Raw genomic sequence first — 17,589 nt, 5'->3', positions numbered from 1 at the left:
CCGTTTTTACCAGAATACAATTGATTCTCAGGCACTTGAGAAAAGCTCTGATTACATTAAGCTTTTGGACAGTTATGTAATCTTTATCTGCCCCTTCAATATCCTGCCAAAGTACGGTTATCATCTCTACCATTTCAGGCCCCGTGCCGATGAAGATCCTTCCATCATCCTAGAGGATGGCACTTCAAGAATCTTTGTCTGTGCAAATGGCAAAAAGGATGATGTATCGGATGAAATGAAGGCATTTCTGAATTACCTTGGTGGCAAACTTGCACAAAGTAAATTAACAAGCCAGATTGACGAAGCAGTAAAAATCGCTCGTCGTAACAGTAAGTGGAGGTCAGAATATATGTTATCCAAAGTTGATATTGATGTATTAAAGGGTGAATATGAACGTACCATTGCCAAGAAGGATGCGGTTATATCTGAACAGAACCATGCACTCTCTGAAAAAGATCAGGCACTCTCCGAAAAAGATCATGCATTGTCCGAAAAAGACCAGGCATTGTTCGAAAAAGACCAGGCACTTTCTGAAATGAATTCAAGAATATCCGAGCTTGAAGCACTTATTGCAAATCTTTCAGGCAAAGATAATCAGAAATAGAAACAGAGGCTAAATATGAATGAACTTGATGAACGTTACAGCACAGCTGAAGATGCAATAATAGATGCATTTTTCCTGCTTATCAAGGAAAAAGACTTTGATAAGATCACCGTTGCGGATGTTATAAAAAGAGCCGGCATTGTACGAAGCACTTTTTATAACCATTATGAAAATATTCCTGCACTGGTAACTGCAGCTGAGGATAAAACCATCGATGACATTTTTCATATGATGGAGAGCTTCCATCCTGAAAACAACAAGGATCTCTGCCGCTCTTATTTCCTGGCAATCTGCAATTACACAAAAAAGAATCCTTTCCTTGCAGGGCTTCTTGAAAGTGCCCGAGGTGACGGATTCTTTGAAAAGGCTATGCTGATGTTCCATAAATATGTAACAGGCAGGTCAGATGAATACCATTTCCGGAACGTTTCTAAAGAGCAGTACACATATATGATTGCCGGTACAATCGGTGCCACAATCGGTGTCCTTCACAAATGGACAGCCGAGGATTTTGCATCCCCGGCTGAGAATATAGCAGATATTCTTACCACTATCTTTTTGAACGGTATTTTCCCATTTATGTATTAATTCATACCTATTATGCTGCAGGATTCTCTTTTAGAGCATCCTGCCTTTTTATTTTGCCTGTAGTATTTCTGATAAAAGGTGTCTTACGGATAACCAGTGCGGTTATATGTCTGTAGGTGGGCTGAGATTTATTGAACTCATCGATGAAGTTCTGAAGTTCATTTCTTATCTCATCCTCTGAAAGCTTTCTTTTATCTACCTGCTCCGGCTCAGGGAAAATCCTTGCTGTAAGTCCGTTGTTTTCACCGGTTATGACTACTTCAGCGATAAGTGGATGCAGAGCCAGTTTGTTCTCTATCTCTTCGGGAGACACATTCTCACCATTGGACATAATAATCAGGTTCTTTACTCTTCCGTTTATGAAAAGATAACCGTCCTCATCCATATATCCCTTGTCCCCGGTGTGAAGCCATCCGTCTGTGATGGTCTCCGCTGTTTCATCAGGCATCTTGTAATAACCCTTCATAACGCTGCTGCTCCTTACAAGAATCTCTCCGTCCTCAAAGGCTATTTCCACATTCTTAAGTGGCTTTCCTATGGATCCGGGCTTATGGTTCTCTGGAGTATTACTTGTGATAACGGGTGAGCACTCACTCATTCCATAACCCTCAAGTATATCAATTCCATAATCTGCAAACTTCTCTATATAAAAAGGATCAAGATGAGCTCCGCCAGTAAAGATTATTCGAAGCTTACCACCGAAGACCTTTTCATAAATGCCCCTTCTTATGGCATATAGTACATTATTTGGTATTGCTGTTTCAGGAACACCTGCTGCCTCCATGGCTCTTGCTATGGCATCCTGCTCAGCTGCTGCCACCTTCTTATAGATAGTCTCGATCATAAGAGGCACCATAAGCATTACTTCAGGCTTAAATATGGCCATATTCCTTACCATGTGCATAAATGAATCGTTGATGCATACAACTGATCCAAGGGAAAGGGTCTTAAGGTAGTCCATAACAAGGCAGTATGCATGATGGATTGGAAGGACGCTTAGCACCACGCATCCGGGGGCCGCGTCATATACAACATTATTTACATTCTCGGCAAGATTCTCCTGGGTGAGCATAACGCCTTTGCTTTTTCCTGTTGTTCCGGAGGTATAAATAATTGTAGCTATATCAAAATCTTCAGCTCCCAAAACTTCGATATCATGCTTAGGGAATGATGAAAACTCATCATCTGTCAGCATCCAGATATCTCTGATCTTTGGACAGCGCTCTTCTGCCATTTCTTTTAATTCCGGTCTTTGGCATGTAAGAAAAAGCGCTTCACAGTCAGCTCTCTGCAAAAGATCAATAAGCTCATCATCAGGAAGATTTGCATCAAGAGGCACAGCGATATTTACTCCCGTAACTATTCCAAGGTATCCCTCAAGCCACTGCTCTGAGCTGGTTCCTATAAGTGCAATATGTGATCCTCTGTAGCCGCTTTTTTCCAGCATGGCTCTTATATCTTTTACCTTCTCATCTATTTCGCCGTAGCTCTTTTCATGGATATTCTTTTTTGAAAGCCACCTAAGAGCCGGAAGCTTTCCGTATCTATTAACTGTCTCATCCCAGATAGATCTGATATTTTTCATGGTCTCCTCCTTATGTTATGCCAAGTAGTTCTGTTAAGTCTTGCAAAAAGCAACTGAGTACTCTCATATCAACTTGCCATATCAAGCTCATTCAAAAGTTCTAACGCTTCACCGACTGTCGAAATTGATGTAGCCTGCTCGATCTCCAGCTCCACATCAAACTCATCCTCCAGCTCTCCAAGAAATGACATGAAATCCAGTGAGCTGAAACCCAGATCCTCCCTGAACCTTAAGTCACCTTTCATTTTCTCCGGTAAAACCTCACAGTACTGCGCAATAATAGTTTTGAACTTCATCTCTCTGCTCATAATTTTCTCCTCCTAAAACAATGATGTTCTGCTCTCGCTTCGCTCGCCAGAACTAAGTAGTACACTAAGCTTGAAAATACCTCGCTAAGTGATTACTTAAACAGCTTCCATCAATTCCCCAACCGTCATATCCGGTTGCTCGATACCTCTAAACAATATTCTCATCAGGTAATAATTCATCAGCTCCACATCTTTCTCTGTAAGCTTTACTGTCTGGTAATGATATGAGAAATTCATACCGCCATCCTCCGTGTGCGAAACTGTAAGGTACATCTTCTTGGTTGCTGCCCCATTAGCAAACCACTTGGCGTGCATCGGTATATCCTTTAGGAATGGATTCTCCATCTTAACAGGCATTGGCTGATAGGTGAGGTAGCAGCTCTCGTAGGTAGTATCCTTGGGCGTACCGTAACGCTTTTTTATCTCATCGTAGATAAGCGCCGGATCGTAATTACTGTGCATGTATATCCTATTCTGAATATTCTGCACTTCGTATGCAGCGGTAATAAAATCCGTATCAGCAGCTATTACTGTTCTGCAGGGAAACATGATGGTCCTGCTGCCCCCTGATGTCCACTCATCCTTTGTGGCTCTTCTTGATATAAAGTTCTGTATTGAAATATCCTCCTGACCTCCGTTTTGCTTGGACAGATAGGTTCTGATACCAAGAAGCAAAAGGTTTGTCATTGATATATTGTGATTCTGGCAAAAATCAAACAGTCTCTTTGAAGTCTCAGGATCAAGCTTATAATCCTTTACTGTCACAAACAGTTCCTTTCGCTCTATATCAGCACTTCTTAGCTTTTTATTCTTATGCCTTTTCCTTGACTCCTCCAAAACTGAAGGTCCCTGGATATCCGAATACAAAGGCTCACCAAGATTATCAAGCTGCTCATCCCAGAACTTTTTATCTTTGTTAAAACGCTTCTCATTACCTGCTTTTTGCAGATCTGATTCAAGGACGCTTTCAAAATCTGCAAGATCCTTTGGATATTCAGCTCCAAATCTGTAATGGGTATAAAGTGACATTATGTCATTAGTCATAACCATTACTCCGCAGGAATCTATAAGCCTGTGATCCATGTGTATGAAAAATCCCCTATATCCCTCAGGCAGCTTTACCATGAAAACTTCGCACATAGGAATATCATCACCATCAAAGGTCTCATATGCCCAGCTCTGCATCAGGTCATCCGCTTCCTTTAAAGTCATTCCCGTAAGATCCTTTAGAGGAATATCTCTGGAATCCTTTTTCAGATACTGCTTTACGTTTCCCTCTTCGTCAGCCTTGGTAAATCTAAGCCTCATGCAGCCATATCTCTCCATCTCAAGCTGTATGCACTTTTTAAGAAGTCCAAAATCAATCTCGGCCTTTAGGGAAGCTACAACGCTAAGTCCTGAAACCTGCTGAGTCCCATATTCCTTTATCCATCTGTAATGCATATTCTGGGCCGGAGTAAGGGGGTATGTCTTTTTCATAATGCTCTCCTCGTTTCCATAATCTCTTTTGTTTTCTAATAACAATATGGACGGTATCACAATTGTTTCCCGCGTTCTACCCCTCACAGACTTTAACAGACACATGCATAAAAAATGACCGGAACATATCGAACACTTTGATTTCAAATGTTCGATATCTCCGGTCACTATACTTTTATTACGCGCATATAAGCCTAAAGCTTACATACTAATATCACATACCTGTCTCTATCTCGATGGTACTTCCGTTCTTTTCCTTTTTTACCTTGATCTGCTGAGGGATATTCTCTACCAGCTCCTCTCTGTGGCTTATAACACCGACAAGCTTATTGGCATTTGAAAGGCCAAGTAGAATATCCATGGCATTATCTATAGACTTCCTATCCAGAGTTCCAAAGCCCTCATCTATGAAAAGCGCATCCATCTGAATTCCGCCCATACTGGAAGATACCGTATCTGAAAGGCCAAGAGCAAGACTAAGGGAAGCCTTAAAGCTCTCACCGCCTGACAGGTTACCTACAGGTCTTCTCTTTCCGGTAAAATTATCAAGAACCTCCAGATCAAGGAAGGTGTTACTCTGTTTGCCCAGAGAGTCCTCCTGTCTGAAAAGCTCAAACTGGTTATCACTCATGGGATAGAGTCTTCTGTTAGCAGCTCTTATAATTCCGTCAAAGCCTGCTGCCTGAATGTACTGCTCAAGGGTTATCTTACCGTTTCCTGTTGTGCCCTTGACAAGGCTGTACAGACGCTTACAGGTATCATGTTCCTTTACTGCCTTTGAAAAAGCATCATCCTGAGCCTTTATCTTATCCCGGCGTTCTTTGTTGGTCTCTATGCGAAGTCCAATTTTGCCGGCATCGCCTCTAATGCCGTCCACCCTTTTAGTCAGCTCATCCACATTCTTCTGAAGGGCTTCTATATCTACATAGCTTCTTCCCTCTGCATCCTTTTTGGCTTTTTCAAGATCCGATGCACAAAGCTTAACCTCTGTGTCATAGTCCCTACTGCGCTTATCGCCATCTTCTATCTCTCTTTCAGGAACTATATACTCCTTAAGGTCATCAACAGATTCAAAGGACATCTGACTTATTAAAAGTGAAAACTCCTTTTCTTTCTGAGCATACTCATCGCTGTCATTTGTAAAAGCTTCATTAAGGGTTTTTATAGTTGCCTCAAGCTCTGCTGCCTTTTTATCAAGGCCCTGCTTATCCTGCCTTGCATCATCAATCTCACAGGTTATGGCTTTATATTCTTTTTCTGCATCCTTCATGGCGGTCGTCGCTGTCTCCAGATCAGGATAACTAAGTCCTTCCAGCTCCCCAAGAGCTCCTATGCATGAAGAATACTCCACTGAGTTTTCTCTTTGCTCCTTAAGCGCTTCTTCCTTACTCTGTAAAAGGTCATCCCTCTCTTTTCCCTGGGCATTTTTAAGCTCGGCATCAGCCCTTCCAAGTGCATCGCTATCGGCTTTTGCTTTGGCTCTCTCCTCTTCCTTTTTACGTAAAAGAGATTTAAGCTCATCTCTTGCAGGTACGGTTTTCTCTGCTATTTCATCAAAGGATGCGCCTTCTAAGCTGCTCTCTCCAAAAATATCCTTTTCAAGGATATCCATTGCATCTAATCTTAGCTGTCCTTCGATCTCTGTAACGGAAGCCTTATCCTTTTCAGCCTCTGTCAGAGCTTTATTCTTATCACTTAATGCCTTCTCGCAAAGTCTTGAAAGCTCCTTAAACTCCTCCTCTGTAATGGATTCCTCGGGAAGAGATGCAGGCTCCGGGTGATGGACAGATCCGCATACAGGGCATTTTTCACCCTCTTTTAACGTAGCAGCCAGAATTCCTGCTCTGCTGTTTTCAAGGATTCTCTCTCCGTCATTTTTAGCCTGAAGGGCCTTATCATAGGCAGCTCTTGCAGATTCAAATATATTCTGCTTTTCCAAAAGTGACGCCTTCTTATCGTTAAGAGAAGGAATTCTCTCATCAACTATCTTATTTAAGTCTGCCAGAATATCAGACATTTCCTTGCAGGATGCATCAAGAGCCGTAAGTCTCAAAGGCGCATCAGAAAGCTCTGACACAGTCTTTTCAAGACTCTCCGTTTTTTCTTTTAGCTCTGTTTCTTTCACAGCAATAGCTTCGAGATTTGCTGTTATGTCTTCACCGGTTTTCCTTAAAGCTTTAGCCTTACTACTTAAATTTTCTCTGGTCTGATACTTCTCTTTTTCATCTTCGATCTTTTTTACAAGTGTATTTAATTCAAGGGCTCTGTCATTCTTGCTCTCTGCATCCTGTAATCTCTTAGCAGCTGCTTCAAGCCGGCTCTTATTCTCTTCTAAAGCTTCCTTTGATTCATCTATAGAAGCCCTGGTATTCTTAATGCTTAAGCTGATCTTTTCAAGCTCATCAAGACTTGGCTTACATTTATAGACCGCATTTTTCTGCTTCTCGATAATGCCCTTAAGCTTATCCATCTCTGGCTTTTTCTCATCCAGCTCATTTTTCCTGTTAAGGGTAGCTTCAAGAGTCTCTAAAAATTTGTTATTGTCCGTAGCGGTAGCAAGCTCCTTATTGGCATTTGAAAGCTCTTCCTCAAGCTTACCAAGCCCTTCCTTTATTTCCTTATTCTTTTCTTCATCTATCTCTACTATCCTGTCTATGGAAGTAATCAGCTCTTCTGTATTCCATATACTCTTTGCAGCCTTAACCCGCTCCCTTAACTCAATGATATCCTCAGGCAAAGTTTCGGGATCAGCAATCGCAACATCATTAAAATACTGCAAAATACTCTCCTGGGTTCTGATCTTTACGCCAAATGCTGCGTCCATTTTTGCCTTAAGCTTAAACTCGATATCCTTGTAGCTGTTTGTCATGAAAATGGTTCTGAGAATATCGGTTCTCTGATCTGTATTAGCATTTAAAAGAGACCAGAATTCTCCCTGGGCTATCATGGCTATCTGCTTAAACTGCTTATAGTCTATTCCCAAAAGCTCTTTTATCTCATTGTTTACAGGAGTTATTCCCTCAATTGGTGTCTTATCATCCTCATAGAGAATCGCCTTTTCTTTTACGGAAACCATGCCTGTTCCGCGCTGCTTGGGTCTCTCATAAGATGGCTGTCTGTATACATGGTACTCGTGTCCCTGATGCGAAAAATAAAAATCCACGTAGCTCTCTGTGCCCTCAGAAGCATACTCGCTCCTAAGATTCTTGGTATCACGGTAGCTTCCGCTGGTCTGTCCATACAGAGCAAAACAGATGGCATCAAAAATAGTGGTCTTTCCCGCCCCGGTGTCACCGCAGATAAGGAAAAGTCCCTTTTCTTCAAATTTTGAAAAATCTATCTCATTGGCCTTTCCGGCGTAGGGGCCAATGGCACTAATTATTAGTTTAATCGGCTTCATCCGCTACACCTGCCTCTCTGCCAACTTCCTTCATTATAAGGAGCTCGTCCTCTGTGATCTCGCACCCATAGACCTGCCTGTAGAAATCTGAAATGAGATCTGTGAAAGATCTTTTCTCTGCAAAAGCTGCCGCATCCACATGCTCTATGCTTCTTGTGTGTTCGTTGTCATACTCAATCTTTATGGTGTATGGATAGTACTGCTGAAAAATACCCATGGCATCATTTACGATATTCTCATCAGTAAGGATCACATATATAAAGTCCTCTGTGTCCGTCACATTTTCACTCTTAAGGAGCTGCTTTAGTTCCCCTTTTATACGTCTAAGGTCACGCTTTGGCTTAAGAGGTATAAGCTCTATATCCACGTCGCCCTTTTCGCCTATAGTTACAAAAGGCACTGACTTATCATTATTTACTTCGCTAAGAGAATACTTGATTGGTGATCCTGAATATCTTATGTGCTCATGGCCCACCTTCTGCGGGGAATGTATGTGACCAAGTGCCACATAATCAAACTTCTCCATGGTGCTATAGGATATTTTCTCGACTGTTCCCACACTGAGCTGCTGAATATGCTCAGATCCCGCAAGAACAGGGTCCGCGCTTCCGGCAACAAACTGATGGGACACAAGTACGTTCCTTGCATTCCCATCAAAATCAGAATGCTCAAGGACGCATTTTACCGCATCGTCATAACTCTCTATTTTTTCATCAGGGAAAAAGTGACGAACCTGCGAAGCCTTAACAAAAGGCAAAAGATAAATATTCACATCTCCAAAGGAATCAGTGACCACGTATTTTCGAAGCTGTCCGTCAAATTTAGAAGAAATAAAAATCCCGCTCTCCTCAAAAAGAGCACTTCCAAAGCCAAGTCTCTCATCAGAGTCGTGATTACCGCTGATCACAAAAACCTTGATATTATTTTCAGATAAGCTGCAGAAAAAAGAATCAAGAAGGCTGACCGCTGCTTCCGATGGAATCGCACGGTCATACACATCCCCCGCTATGAGGATGGCATCTACCTTCTTTTCTTTAGCAATATCAATAATTCTGTTCAAAATAAATCTCTGATCAGTGGTAAGATCGAATTCACCAAGGCTTTTTCCAAGATGAAGATCACCTAAATGTAAGAATTTCATATTTCCTACTCACCTACCTTATCGAAAAAAGTATAATCTTTAATATCAAGCTCAGGCATAAGCTCATGATTTATGATATCAAGCATCTCATTTAGCTTGGCATAGTCCTCGGGAGAAAATCTCTCCTCACATCTCTTCATAAGGAGCGTTAAATAGTCCTGATTTATCTGCCTGAAATCCATATACTTTTTGGTAGGCCTAAGGTGATATTCTCTGGCATCATCCTTGGACTGAATCTTCTCAACATAGCCCTTTTGCACAAGGCATTTGATTCTGTGGGCTGCGTTTGGAGATGAGATATTTACTACTCCCGCAAACTGGGCAACAGTAGGCTCGCCAAGGGCCATAATGACCTCCATACTGAAGGACTCAACTGTGGTCAGTGTAGCCTCTCTGTTTTCAAAACGGGAATAGACCTTCATGTAAAAATGCAGGCGAAGTTTGTCGTAAATCTCACTTATAGATGTATTGAACATTAGCTAAATTTCCTTTAATCATTTTTATAAATTATAGCATAAAAGGACGACCTTCAATCAGGTTATTGTCTGATTCGAAAGGTCGTCCTTAATTATCGTTTCTACTTTTACTGTGTACTAAATTCAGGCGGCGATATTAGAAATCAACCTCTGTATCATAGTAGCAGCACTTAAGGAGCTTCTCCATCTCTTCCTGGCTGGGCTGACGAGGATTGGAACCTGTGCAGGCATCAAGAATAGCATTTGCAGCGATGTCATGAAGTCTCTCAAGGAATACATCCTCAGGAACAAAGCCCTGCTCTGCCGGAAGACCGTCAGCGCCGTAGTGATTGATACTGTGAGGAATGTTGAGGTCATCATTCATCTTGCGCAGATAATCGATAAGGAGCTTAACCTTCTCATCATCATTCGATCCGCCAAGGTGCATATAATCAGCGATAACGCCATAACGCTTCTTAGCTACAGGATCCTTTGCGTTGAATGCAACAACCTTGGGAAGGTACATAGCATTTGCAGCGCCGTGGATGATGTGAGAACCAAGATCAGCGAAAACAGCTCCGGTCTTGTGAGCCATAGAATGAACGATACCAAGAAGAGCATTGGAGAATGCCATTCCTGCAAGGCACTGTGCGTTGTGCATAGCATCTCTTGCGTCCATATCTTCATTATATGACTTAACAAGATTATCCATGATCATCTCAATTGCATGAATTGCAAGAGGATCTGTGTAATCGCAGTTAGCTGTTGAAACATAAGCCTCAACGGCGTGTGTCATAGCATCCATACCTGTGTGAGCAACCAGCTTCTTAGGCATTGTATGAGCGAGCTCAGGATCTACGATAGCAACATCGGGTGTGATCTCGAAGTCAGCGATAGGGAATTTAATACCCTTCTGATAATCTGTAATGATTGAGAAAGCTGTAACCTCTGTAGCTGTTCCTGATGTTGAAGAAATAGCACAGAATTTTGCCTTGGTACGGAGCTTGGGAAGTCCGAATACCTTGCACATATCTTCAAATGTGGTATCAGGATATTCATACTTGATCCACATAGCCTTTGCTGCATCGATAGGTGAACCGCCGCCGATTGCAACGATCCAGTCGGGCTGGAACTTCTGCATAGCTTCAGCACCCTTCATAACTGTTTCAACTGAAGGATCGGGCTCGATACCCTCAAAGAGCTCAACCTCCATTCCGGCTTCCTTAAGGTAATCCTCTACCTTCTGTAAAAAGCCGCCCCTTTTCATGGATCCGCCACCTGTGCAGACGATGGCGCGCTTGCCCTCGAAAGTCTTCAGTGCTTCAAGAGCACCTTTTCCATGATAAATATCTCTGGGCAGAGTAAAACGTGACATACCAAATACCTCCTTTAAAAAATAATCTTGTTAAAAAAATAACGTAACCCAAAGATTATTATAATCGGTAAATTTCTATAAATCAAATCTTGACTTTTCAAAAATATTCACGATTTTTCCAAAGCTTTATAATGTAATTTCAAATATTGCTATAAGATATGTTTAAATTTGAGTCCCAAAGATTTTCATGAATCATTTTGAAGCTCAAATAACAGAAAATGTAATCTCTGCCCTGGTGACAACATTGCCATCAACAAGTGCCCTCGCCTCAGCAACACCCACAGGTCCTTTACTTCTAAGCATGTTTACACGAAGCTCTAAAACATCCCCCGGTACAACCTGCTTTTTAAATCTGGCATTTTTTATTCCGCCAAATAGCGCAATCTTACCTTTATTTTCAGGAAGTGAAAGCGCAGCCACTGCCCCTGTCTGAGCCAGTGCCTCGATTATAAGTACTCCCGGCATTATGGGCTTTCCTGGAAAATGTCCCTGAAAGAAGGGCTCGTCCATACTTACGCATTTTTTGCCAATTGCCCATACTCCCGGTTCATAGTCCAGTATCCTGTCAACAAGGGCAAAGGGATACCTGTGTGGTAAAATCTCAGCTATCTCCTCAGCTGAAAGTACGTTTTTCTCATCTCTTACAATTACTTCTTCTAACATTCCAAACCTCGCAATGCATTACGCTTTCTTGAAAATAAGGCAGGCGTTATGTCCACCAAATCCAAGACTGTTGCTAAGAACATAGTTAAGCTTTCTGGATACTCCCTTGCCGGGAACATAGTTCAGATCCATCTCGGGATCTGTTTCACGAAGGCTGGCTGTTGGCGGTACAAAATCATCCTCCAGAGCCTTTATCGAAAATACAGCTTCAACTCCTCCTGCTCCCCCAAGAAGGTGGCCTGTCATTGATTTAGTGCTTGAAACACAAAGCTCATACGCATGTTTTCCAAAAACCTTCTTAATAGCTGCAGTCTCGTACTTATCATTAAGACTTGTGGATGTGCCATGAGTGTTAATATAATCAATATCTTCTGCTCTAAGCCCTGCATCCTTAAGAGCAAGCTCCATACAGGCTGCACCGCCCTCGCCATCAGGTGACGGTGACGTTATATGGAATGCATCACAGTTACTGCCATATCCCACAATTTCTGCATATATATGGGCGTTTCTCGAAACAGCATGCCGGTATTCTTCAAGGACCAGGATTCCACTGCCCTCGCCCATTACAAAGCCGTTCCTGTCCTTATCAAAAGGGATGCTGGCTCTCTCAGGATCTGTAGTCTCAGACAAAGCCTTCATGTTCTGAAAGCCTGCAATACCAAGAGGCGTAATACAGCTCTCTGTTCCGCCGCAGATCATCACATCCTCATATCCGTCACGAATTCTGAAAAAGCTGTCGCCTATAGCATTGCTTCCACCTGCACAGGCTGTCACGGGACATGAGCACATCCCCTTAAAACCGTGCTGTATGGCAATCCTCGCTGCTGCCATATTGGAAATAGCCATGGGCACATAGAAGGGATTAACCTTATCAAATCCCATTTTGCTTGCGCGATCAAGCTGCGCCGCGGTAACCTCAAGGCCGCCAATTCCACTTGATACTATCACTCCGCATCTTGCAGCATCTGAATTCGAAACCTTTGATGAATATGAAAACTCATCACCTCCGCAAAGTCCTGAATCTTTGATAGCTTCCTCAGCAGCAAAAAGTGCCAGCTGTGTAAACCTTGCCATATGACGGAGTTCTCTTTTCTCAAGTCTTGTTTCGGGAGCAAAATCCTTAACCTCCGCAGCAACCTTAACCTTAAAATCAGTGGTATCAAATGCTGTTATGAGTCCCACTCCGCTTTTTCCGCATTTAACTGCTTCCCAGCTCTCTGCCACACTGTTTCCCGTAGGATTTATGGTCCCAAGCCCTGTAATAACTACTCTTCTTTTTGTATTCATAACCATGTAATCTCCAACTCACATTCCCATTCCGCCATCAACCATAAGCACCTGCCCTGTGATATATCCGCTTTTTTCATCTGCAAGAAAAAGTACCGCATTGGCTATATCATCAGGCGTCCCCATCCGGCCCGCCGGTATAGTGCTTTTTATCTGATCCTTTGTTTTATCGCTAAGGCTGTCCGTCATATCTGTTGCTATCATTCCGGGTGCCACAGCATTTACCGTAATATTCCTGCCTGCCAGCTCCTTCGCTATAGACTTGGTCATACCGATCAGCCCCGCCTTGCTGGCAGCATAGTTAACCTGACCTGCATTTCCATGGACACCAACTACGCTGGAAATGTTTATTATTCTTCCATATCGTTTCTTCATCATGGGCTTAAGGGTCTTCTGCGTAAGCAAAAATGCACCCTTAAGATTCACATCAATGACTCTGTCAAAGTCATCTGTTTTCATCATGGCCATAAGAGTGTCTTTGGTAATACCTGCATTATTTACAACTACATCGATAGCTCCAAACTCATTCATCGCTGCATCAACAAGAGCACGGGCTGTATCCTCTTTTGATACATCTCCCTTTACGCTTATGATGTTGCCATCTCCGCTTTCTTTGCAAAGCCTGATGGTCTCTTCTGCGGCTTTATCATTCCCCGCATAGTTCATAACCACGTTATATCCCTTTTTATAAAAAGAGATTGCAATCTCTCTTCCTATGCCTCTTGCCGCGCCTGTTACAATGGCTGTTCTTTTATTGCTGTCCATATTCTTTATCCTTTCAGGGCTGAAACTGTGCATATTTCTGTAAAGTTTTCCTTAGCTCCAGCCTGATGCAAGTGCTTCTATATCTTCCGATGTTTCTACTGTGAAGCATTCAATATCATCTATCTGCTTTTCTTTGGCACATCTTTTCACAAAACCTGTAAGCGCTTTTCCGGGGCCAATCTCTACAAATCTCCTGACACCCTTATCAAGCATATAGTTTAAGCTGTCTGTCATCTTTACGCCGCTTTGCACCTGCAGCTTAAGAAGTTCAGGTATGGACTGATCAGGCAAAAGCTCCTTACCTGTAACATTGAAAACAACAGGAACTTTCTCTTTGCCAAAATTCACATCCTCAAAATATTTCTCCAGCTCATCTCCTGCGCTCTCCATAAGGGAAGTGTGAAAAGGTCCGCTTACATTAAGCGGCACGCACCTTCTGGCCCCTCTGTTTTTGGCAAATTCTGCTGCTGCAGATACAGCTGCTTTCTCTCCTCCAATAACAAGCTGTCCGGGACAATTGTCATTACAGATGGAAACAACGCCAAGTCCCTCTGCTTCATTTACGCATTGCTGAAGTTCTTCTCTTCCAAGGCCCATTACTGCTGTCATTGCACTTTGGATGCCATCAGCAGCCCTTGTCATGGCATTCCCTCTGAATGCCGCTATCTTAACAGCTGTCTTGGCATCAAAAACTCCCGAAGCACAAAGCGCTGAATACTCTCCAAGAGAAAGTCCAGCCAACATATCCGCCTTTATTCCATGTTTTTTTAAGATATTTGAAACGCCTGCCGCAAAAGCTACCATACAGGGCTGAGTGTATTTTGTCTTATCAAGCAGCCCTTCCTCGTCTTCAAAGCAGACCTTTTTTATATCAAAATCTGTTTCCGCATTGTCGAAAATCTCTCTGAACTCCTCATAATCCCTGTAGAGATCTTCACCCATGCCCCTATGTTGACTTCCCTGCCCTGCAAATAAAAACGCTGTCTTCTTCATCTCATTAGCTCCTCAAAAATCTCTCTGACAGGTCTGATTTCTTTTATCTGACCACAGGTCTGACCCGCCATAAGGCTTCCTGTTTCTGTATCCCCTTCAAAAACCGCTCTTCTAAGACTTCCAAGCGTAAATTTCTCAAGCTCTTCGATGCCCGCTCCTGCCTTTTCCTGTTTGATATACTCGCGGCTCATCCTGTTTTTCAGAATTCTTACAGGTGTTCCGCCTATTCTTCCTGTGACGATGGCATCTGTACCCTTTGCCTTTATCACAGCATTTTTGTAGTTTTCATGGATTGGACACTCATTACTTGCAAGAAGGCATGTACCCACCTGAACACCGCAGGCACCAAGAGCAAAAGCAGCCTTTACCTGTCTTGGATCGGCTATGCCTCCCGCTGCGATAACGGGGATATCAACAGCATCCACTGTCTGAGGAACAAGTGTCATTGTCGTCATCTCTCCCACATGACCGCCGCTTTCACAACCCTCAGCAATGACCGCGTCTGCTCCTGCTTTTTCAAGATGCCTTGCAAGAATGGGAGCAGCTACTACAGGAATTACCGTAATTCCCGCTGCCTTCCATTTCTCCATGTATTTACCGGGATTCCCGGCACCTGTCGTTACAACCTTTACATTTTTCTCTACTACAATCTCTGCAAACTCATCTGCGTCAGGATGCATCAGCATAATATTTACGCCAAAAGGCTTATCTGTTTTTGATCTGCAGATATCAATCTCATCTCTTAGCATCTGCGGGTTCATGCCACCTACGCCTATAAGCCCGAGTGCACCAGCGTTGGAACATGCCGCTGCAAATTCACCCGTTGCTATATTTGCCATTCCTCCCTGGATTATTGGGTATTCAGTACCAAGTATTTCATTTAGCTTTTTCATGTTTTCACCTTTATCTATGGATATGGGATGTGGGTAATTATACTAGCGCTGTGAACCTTGTTTACGTCCCCACGGAGCATTTTCCGTCGTATTCAATGATCACTCCGGCCCAGGTCAGACCTCCGCCAAAGCCTACCAGCATCAGCTTATCCCCTTTATGAATCTTTTCCTGTTTAACCAACTCATGGAGCGCCATTGGTACCGAGGCTGCGCTGGTATTGCCGTATCTGTCCATGTTTTTATAGAACTTATCAGAATCTGCCTTTAGCTTTTTTACGCAGTGATCAAGAATCCTTGCATTTGCCTGGTGGCATATAACCTGACTTACATCGTTGATGCCGATGCCTGTTTTTTCCTGCAAGTCATCTATGCACTTTGGAATCGCGGCTGTGGCAAATTTAAAGACTTCCTTCCCATCCATTTTTATTTTGCTTATCACAGGTCCTGCGCCTTCTACCTGTATCTCGAAGCCTCCTCTTGCACCAAGAACCGATGCATAGGTTTTCTCTTGATCAAGTTTTACAACTGCTGCGCCGGCGCCATCTCCGAAAAGAACGCAGGTACTTCTGTCAGTCATGTCCATAAGTCTCGACAGCTGTTCACATCCAATAACCAGGCCATACCTGCCATTACTTCCATCAAGAAGTCCTCTTGCCACTTCAAGCCCGTATATAAATCCGCTGCAGGCTGCGTTGATATCAAGAACAGGAATATTTTCCTTAAGTCCAAGTTTTCTTTGGACAACGCAGGCAAGGCTGGGCGTAATGTATTCAGCAGAGACTGTAGCGCATACGACTGCATCAATGTCTTCTATATTTACGCCTGCCTCAGTGATCGCCTCTCTTGCTGCAGTTTCTGCCAGAGTATATGTACTCTCCCCCTCATCGCAGAACCGTCTCTCCTTTATGCCTGTTCTTGTGGTGATCCATTCATCACTGGTATCAACCATCTTAGAAAGATCCTCATTTGTGATTTTTTTTCCCGCTGCGGACATTCCGGTTCCGACTATAGATATTTTCCTCATAATCTCATCCAATCTTCCTGAATTTCATCTGCCTGTCATTCTTGATCTCTGCTTCCGAAAGGGTCATCAGGTCCTTTAGATGTCTATAGATCGCTTCATCAAGATTTCTCATAACAGTCTTATAATCTCTCTGAGCTCCTCCAAGGGGCTCTGCTATAACTTCATCTGCTATTCCTGCTGCAAAAAGATCTTCGGCCGTCAGCTTCATGAGCTCGCAGGCTTCCTTGCGTCTTCCGGAATCCTTCCAGAGAATACTTGCAAAGCCCTCAGGACTTAGAATTGAATAAACAGCGTTTTCAAGCATAAGTACCCTGTTGGCAACACCTATAGCAAGGGCTCCTCCGGAATTTCCTTCGCCTGTGACAATAGAAATAACAGGCACGTGATACTGACTCATCTTGGCAAGATTCATGGCAATGGCTTCACCCTGACCATGCTCCTCTGCCTCCATTCCGGGATATGCTCCGGGAGTATCAATGAAGGTTATTATCGGTCTTCTGAACTTCTCAGCCTGATTCATGATCCTTAGTGCCTTGCGATATCCTTCAGGGCAGGGCATCCCAAAATTGTATTCCATGCTTTCCTGGGCACTGTGCCCTTTTCTGTGCCCAAGGACAGTTACCGGGATTCCATGGAATTTCGCTATTCCTCCATAGATACTCTTATCCTCATCAAAAAGATGATCACCCTTCTGCTCAAAAAAATCAGTAAAAAGCGAATCTATGAAATCATCGATATGAGGCCTTGCACTATGTCTTGCAAGATAAACCTTTTCATCAGGGCTAAGATTCCTGCAATCACTAAGGAAATATGCCCGCATCTCTTTGAGCTTTTCAATCTCCTTAGAATGCCTGTCCCAGCTGTCATACTCAGAGGTTACGCTCTCAAGCTTCTCTATGCTTTCACTTGTCTTTTTAACAAGAACCTTTGCTTCCTTTCCCGCTGTACTTTGCAGTGCATCTATCTGCGCATCTATTTTTTCAACTTTTTTAAGTATCGTTTCAATCATCTGACCATACCTCGTGGCGA

The 17,589-nt window shown here is 43.0% G+C and carries 15 protein-coding genes and 1 pseudogene; 2 read left to right on the top strand and 14 right to left on the bottom strand.

Annotation, left to right across the window (positions count from 1 at the left end):
* A pseudogene (locus G610_RS23330) lies at positions 1-604 on the top strand (hypothetical protein); the annotation flags it as partial.
* A 15-nt stretch (positions 605-619) separates the two neighbouring features.
* Positions 620-1,192: a TetR/AcrR family transcriptional regulator gene (locus G610_RS0113765; RefSeq protein ID WP_026525264.1), complete on the top strand. Its 573-nt coding sequence runs from the start codon at positions 620-622 to the stop codon at positions 1,190-1,192.
* A 10-nt stretch (positions 1,193-1,202) separates the two neighbouring features.
* Here G610_RS0113765 and G610_RS0113760 read toward each other — a convergent pair whose 3' ends face one another.
* The 14 genes from G610_RS0113760 to G610_RS0113695 all read right to left on the bottom strand — a co-directional run bounded on the left by G610_RS0113760 (position 1,203) and on the right by G610_RS0113695 (position 17,569).
* Positions 1,203-2,777, bottom strand: a complete 1,575-nt coding sequence (locus tag G610_RS0113760) for an AMP-dependent synthetase/ligase (protein ID WP_051198014.1) — start codon at positions 2,775-2,777, stop codon at positions 1,203-1,205.
* Positions 2,778-2,845: 68 nt separating this feature from the next.
* On the bottom strand, positions 2,846-3,085 hold the full coding sequence (locus G610_RS0113755) for an acyl carrier protein (RefSeq protein WP_026525262.1): 240 nt from the start codon (positions 3,083-3,085) through the stop codon (positions 2,846-2,848).
* 96 nt (positions 3,086-3,181) lie between these two features.
* A complete protein-coding gene (locus G610_RS0113750; protein WP_026525261.1) occupies positions 3,182-4,564 on the bottom strand; it encodes a condensation domain-containing protein in 1,383 nt (460 codons plus the stop codon).
* Positions 4,565-4,778: 214 nt separating this feature from the next.
* Positions 4,779-7,964 carry an AAA family ATPase gene (locus tag G610_RS0113745; protein WP_026525260.1) on the bottom strand — a complete coding sequence of 1,062 codons (3,186 nt, stop codon included), beginning with the start codon at positions 7,962-7,964 and terminating at the stop codon, positions 4,779-4,781.
* Positions 7,951-9,105 (bottom strand): exonuclease SbcCD subunit D, encoded by a 1,155-nt coding sequence (locus G610_RS0113740; protein WP_026525259.1) that lies wholly within the window; start codon positions 9,103-9,105, stop codon positions 7,951-7,953. The genes G610_RS0113745 and G610_RS0113740 overlap by 14 nt, the downstream gene beginning before the upstream one ends.
* A 5-nt stretch (positions 9,106-9,110) precedes the next feature.
* Complete coding sequence (locus G610_RS0113735; protein ID WP_026525258.1) at positions 9,111-9,581, bottom strand: MarR family winged helix-turn-helix transcriptional regulator; 471 nt, start codon at positions 9,579-9,581, stop codon at positions 9,111-9,113.
* Between the two features lie 136 nt (positions 9,582-9,717).
* Positions 9,718-10,935 carry an iron-containing alcohol dehydrogenase gene (locus G610_RS0113730; RefSeq protein ID WP_026525257.1) on the bottom strand — a complete coding sequence of 406 codons (1,218 nt, stop codon included), beginning with the start codon at positions 10,933-10,935 and terminating at the stop codon, positions 9,718-9,720.
* Positions 10,936-11,139: 204 nt separating this feature from the next.
* Positions 11,140-11,598 carry a 3-hydroxyacyl-ACP dehydratase FabZ gene (gene fabZ, locus G610_RS0113725; RefSeq protein ID WP_051198013.1) on the bottom strand — a complete coding sequence of 153 codons (459 nt, stop codon included), beginning with the start codon at positions 11,596-11,598 and terminating at the stop codon, positions 11,140-11,142.
* A gap of 18 nt (positions 11,599-11,616) precedes the next feature.
* The gene (fabF, locus tag G610_RS0113720; protein WP_026525255.1) at positions 11,617-12,885 is read right to left on the bottom strand and encodes a beta-ketoacyl-ACP synthase II; all 1,269 of its coding nucleotides are present in this window, start codon (positions 12,883-12,885) and stop codon (positions 11,617-11,619) included.
* An 18-nt stretch (positions 12,886-12,903) separates the two neighbouring features.
* Positions 12,904-13,650, bottom strand: coding sequence for a 3-oxoacyl-[acyl-carrier-protein] reductase (gene fabG, locus G610_RS0113715; RefSeq protein WP_026525254.1), 747 nt, complete (start codon positions 13,648-13,650; stop codon positions 12,904-12,906).
* A gap of 51 nt (positions 13,651-13,701) precedes the next feature.
* The gene (gene fabD / locus G610_RS0113710) at positions 13,702-14,643 is read right to left on the bottom strand and encodes an ACP S-malonyltransferase (RefSeq protein ID WP_026525253.1); all 942 of its coding nucleotides are present in this window, start codon (positions 14,641-14,643) and stop codon (positions 13,702-13,704) included.
* A complete protein-coding gene (locus tag G610_RS0113705) occupies positions 14,640-15,536 on the bottom strand; it encodes a nitronate monooxygenase (RefSeq protein WP_026525252.1) in 897 nt (298 codons plus the stop codon). Before G610_RS0113705 ends, fabD begins: the two co-directional genes overlap by 4 nt.
* 61 nt (positions 15,537-15,597) lie before the next feature.
* Positions 15,598-16,560, bottom strand: coding sequence for a 3-oxoacyl-ACP synthase III family protein (locus tag G610_RS0113700; protein ID WP_026525251.1), 963 nt, complete (start codon positions 16,558-16,560; stop codon positions 15,598-15,600).
* A gap of 4 nt (positions 16,561-16,564) precedes the next feature.
* Complete coding sequence (locus tag G610_RS0113695) at positions 16,565-17,569, bottom strand: acetyl-CoA carboxylase carboxyltransferase subunit alpha (protein ID WP_026525250.1); 1,005 nt, start codon at positions 17,567-17,569, stop codon at positions 16,565-16,567.
* Positions 17,570-17,589: the final 20 nt, after the last annotated feature.

Source organism: Butyrivibrio sp. MB2005 (genome assembly GCF_000424285.1).
Lineage (GTDB): Bacteria > Bacillota > Clostridia > Lachnospirales > Lachnospiraceae > Butyrivibrio.
Note: the sequence above shows the minus strand (reverse complement) of the source record. Positions and strands in the feature narration are given on the sequence as shown.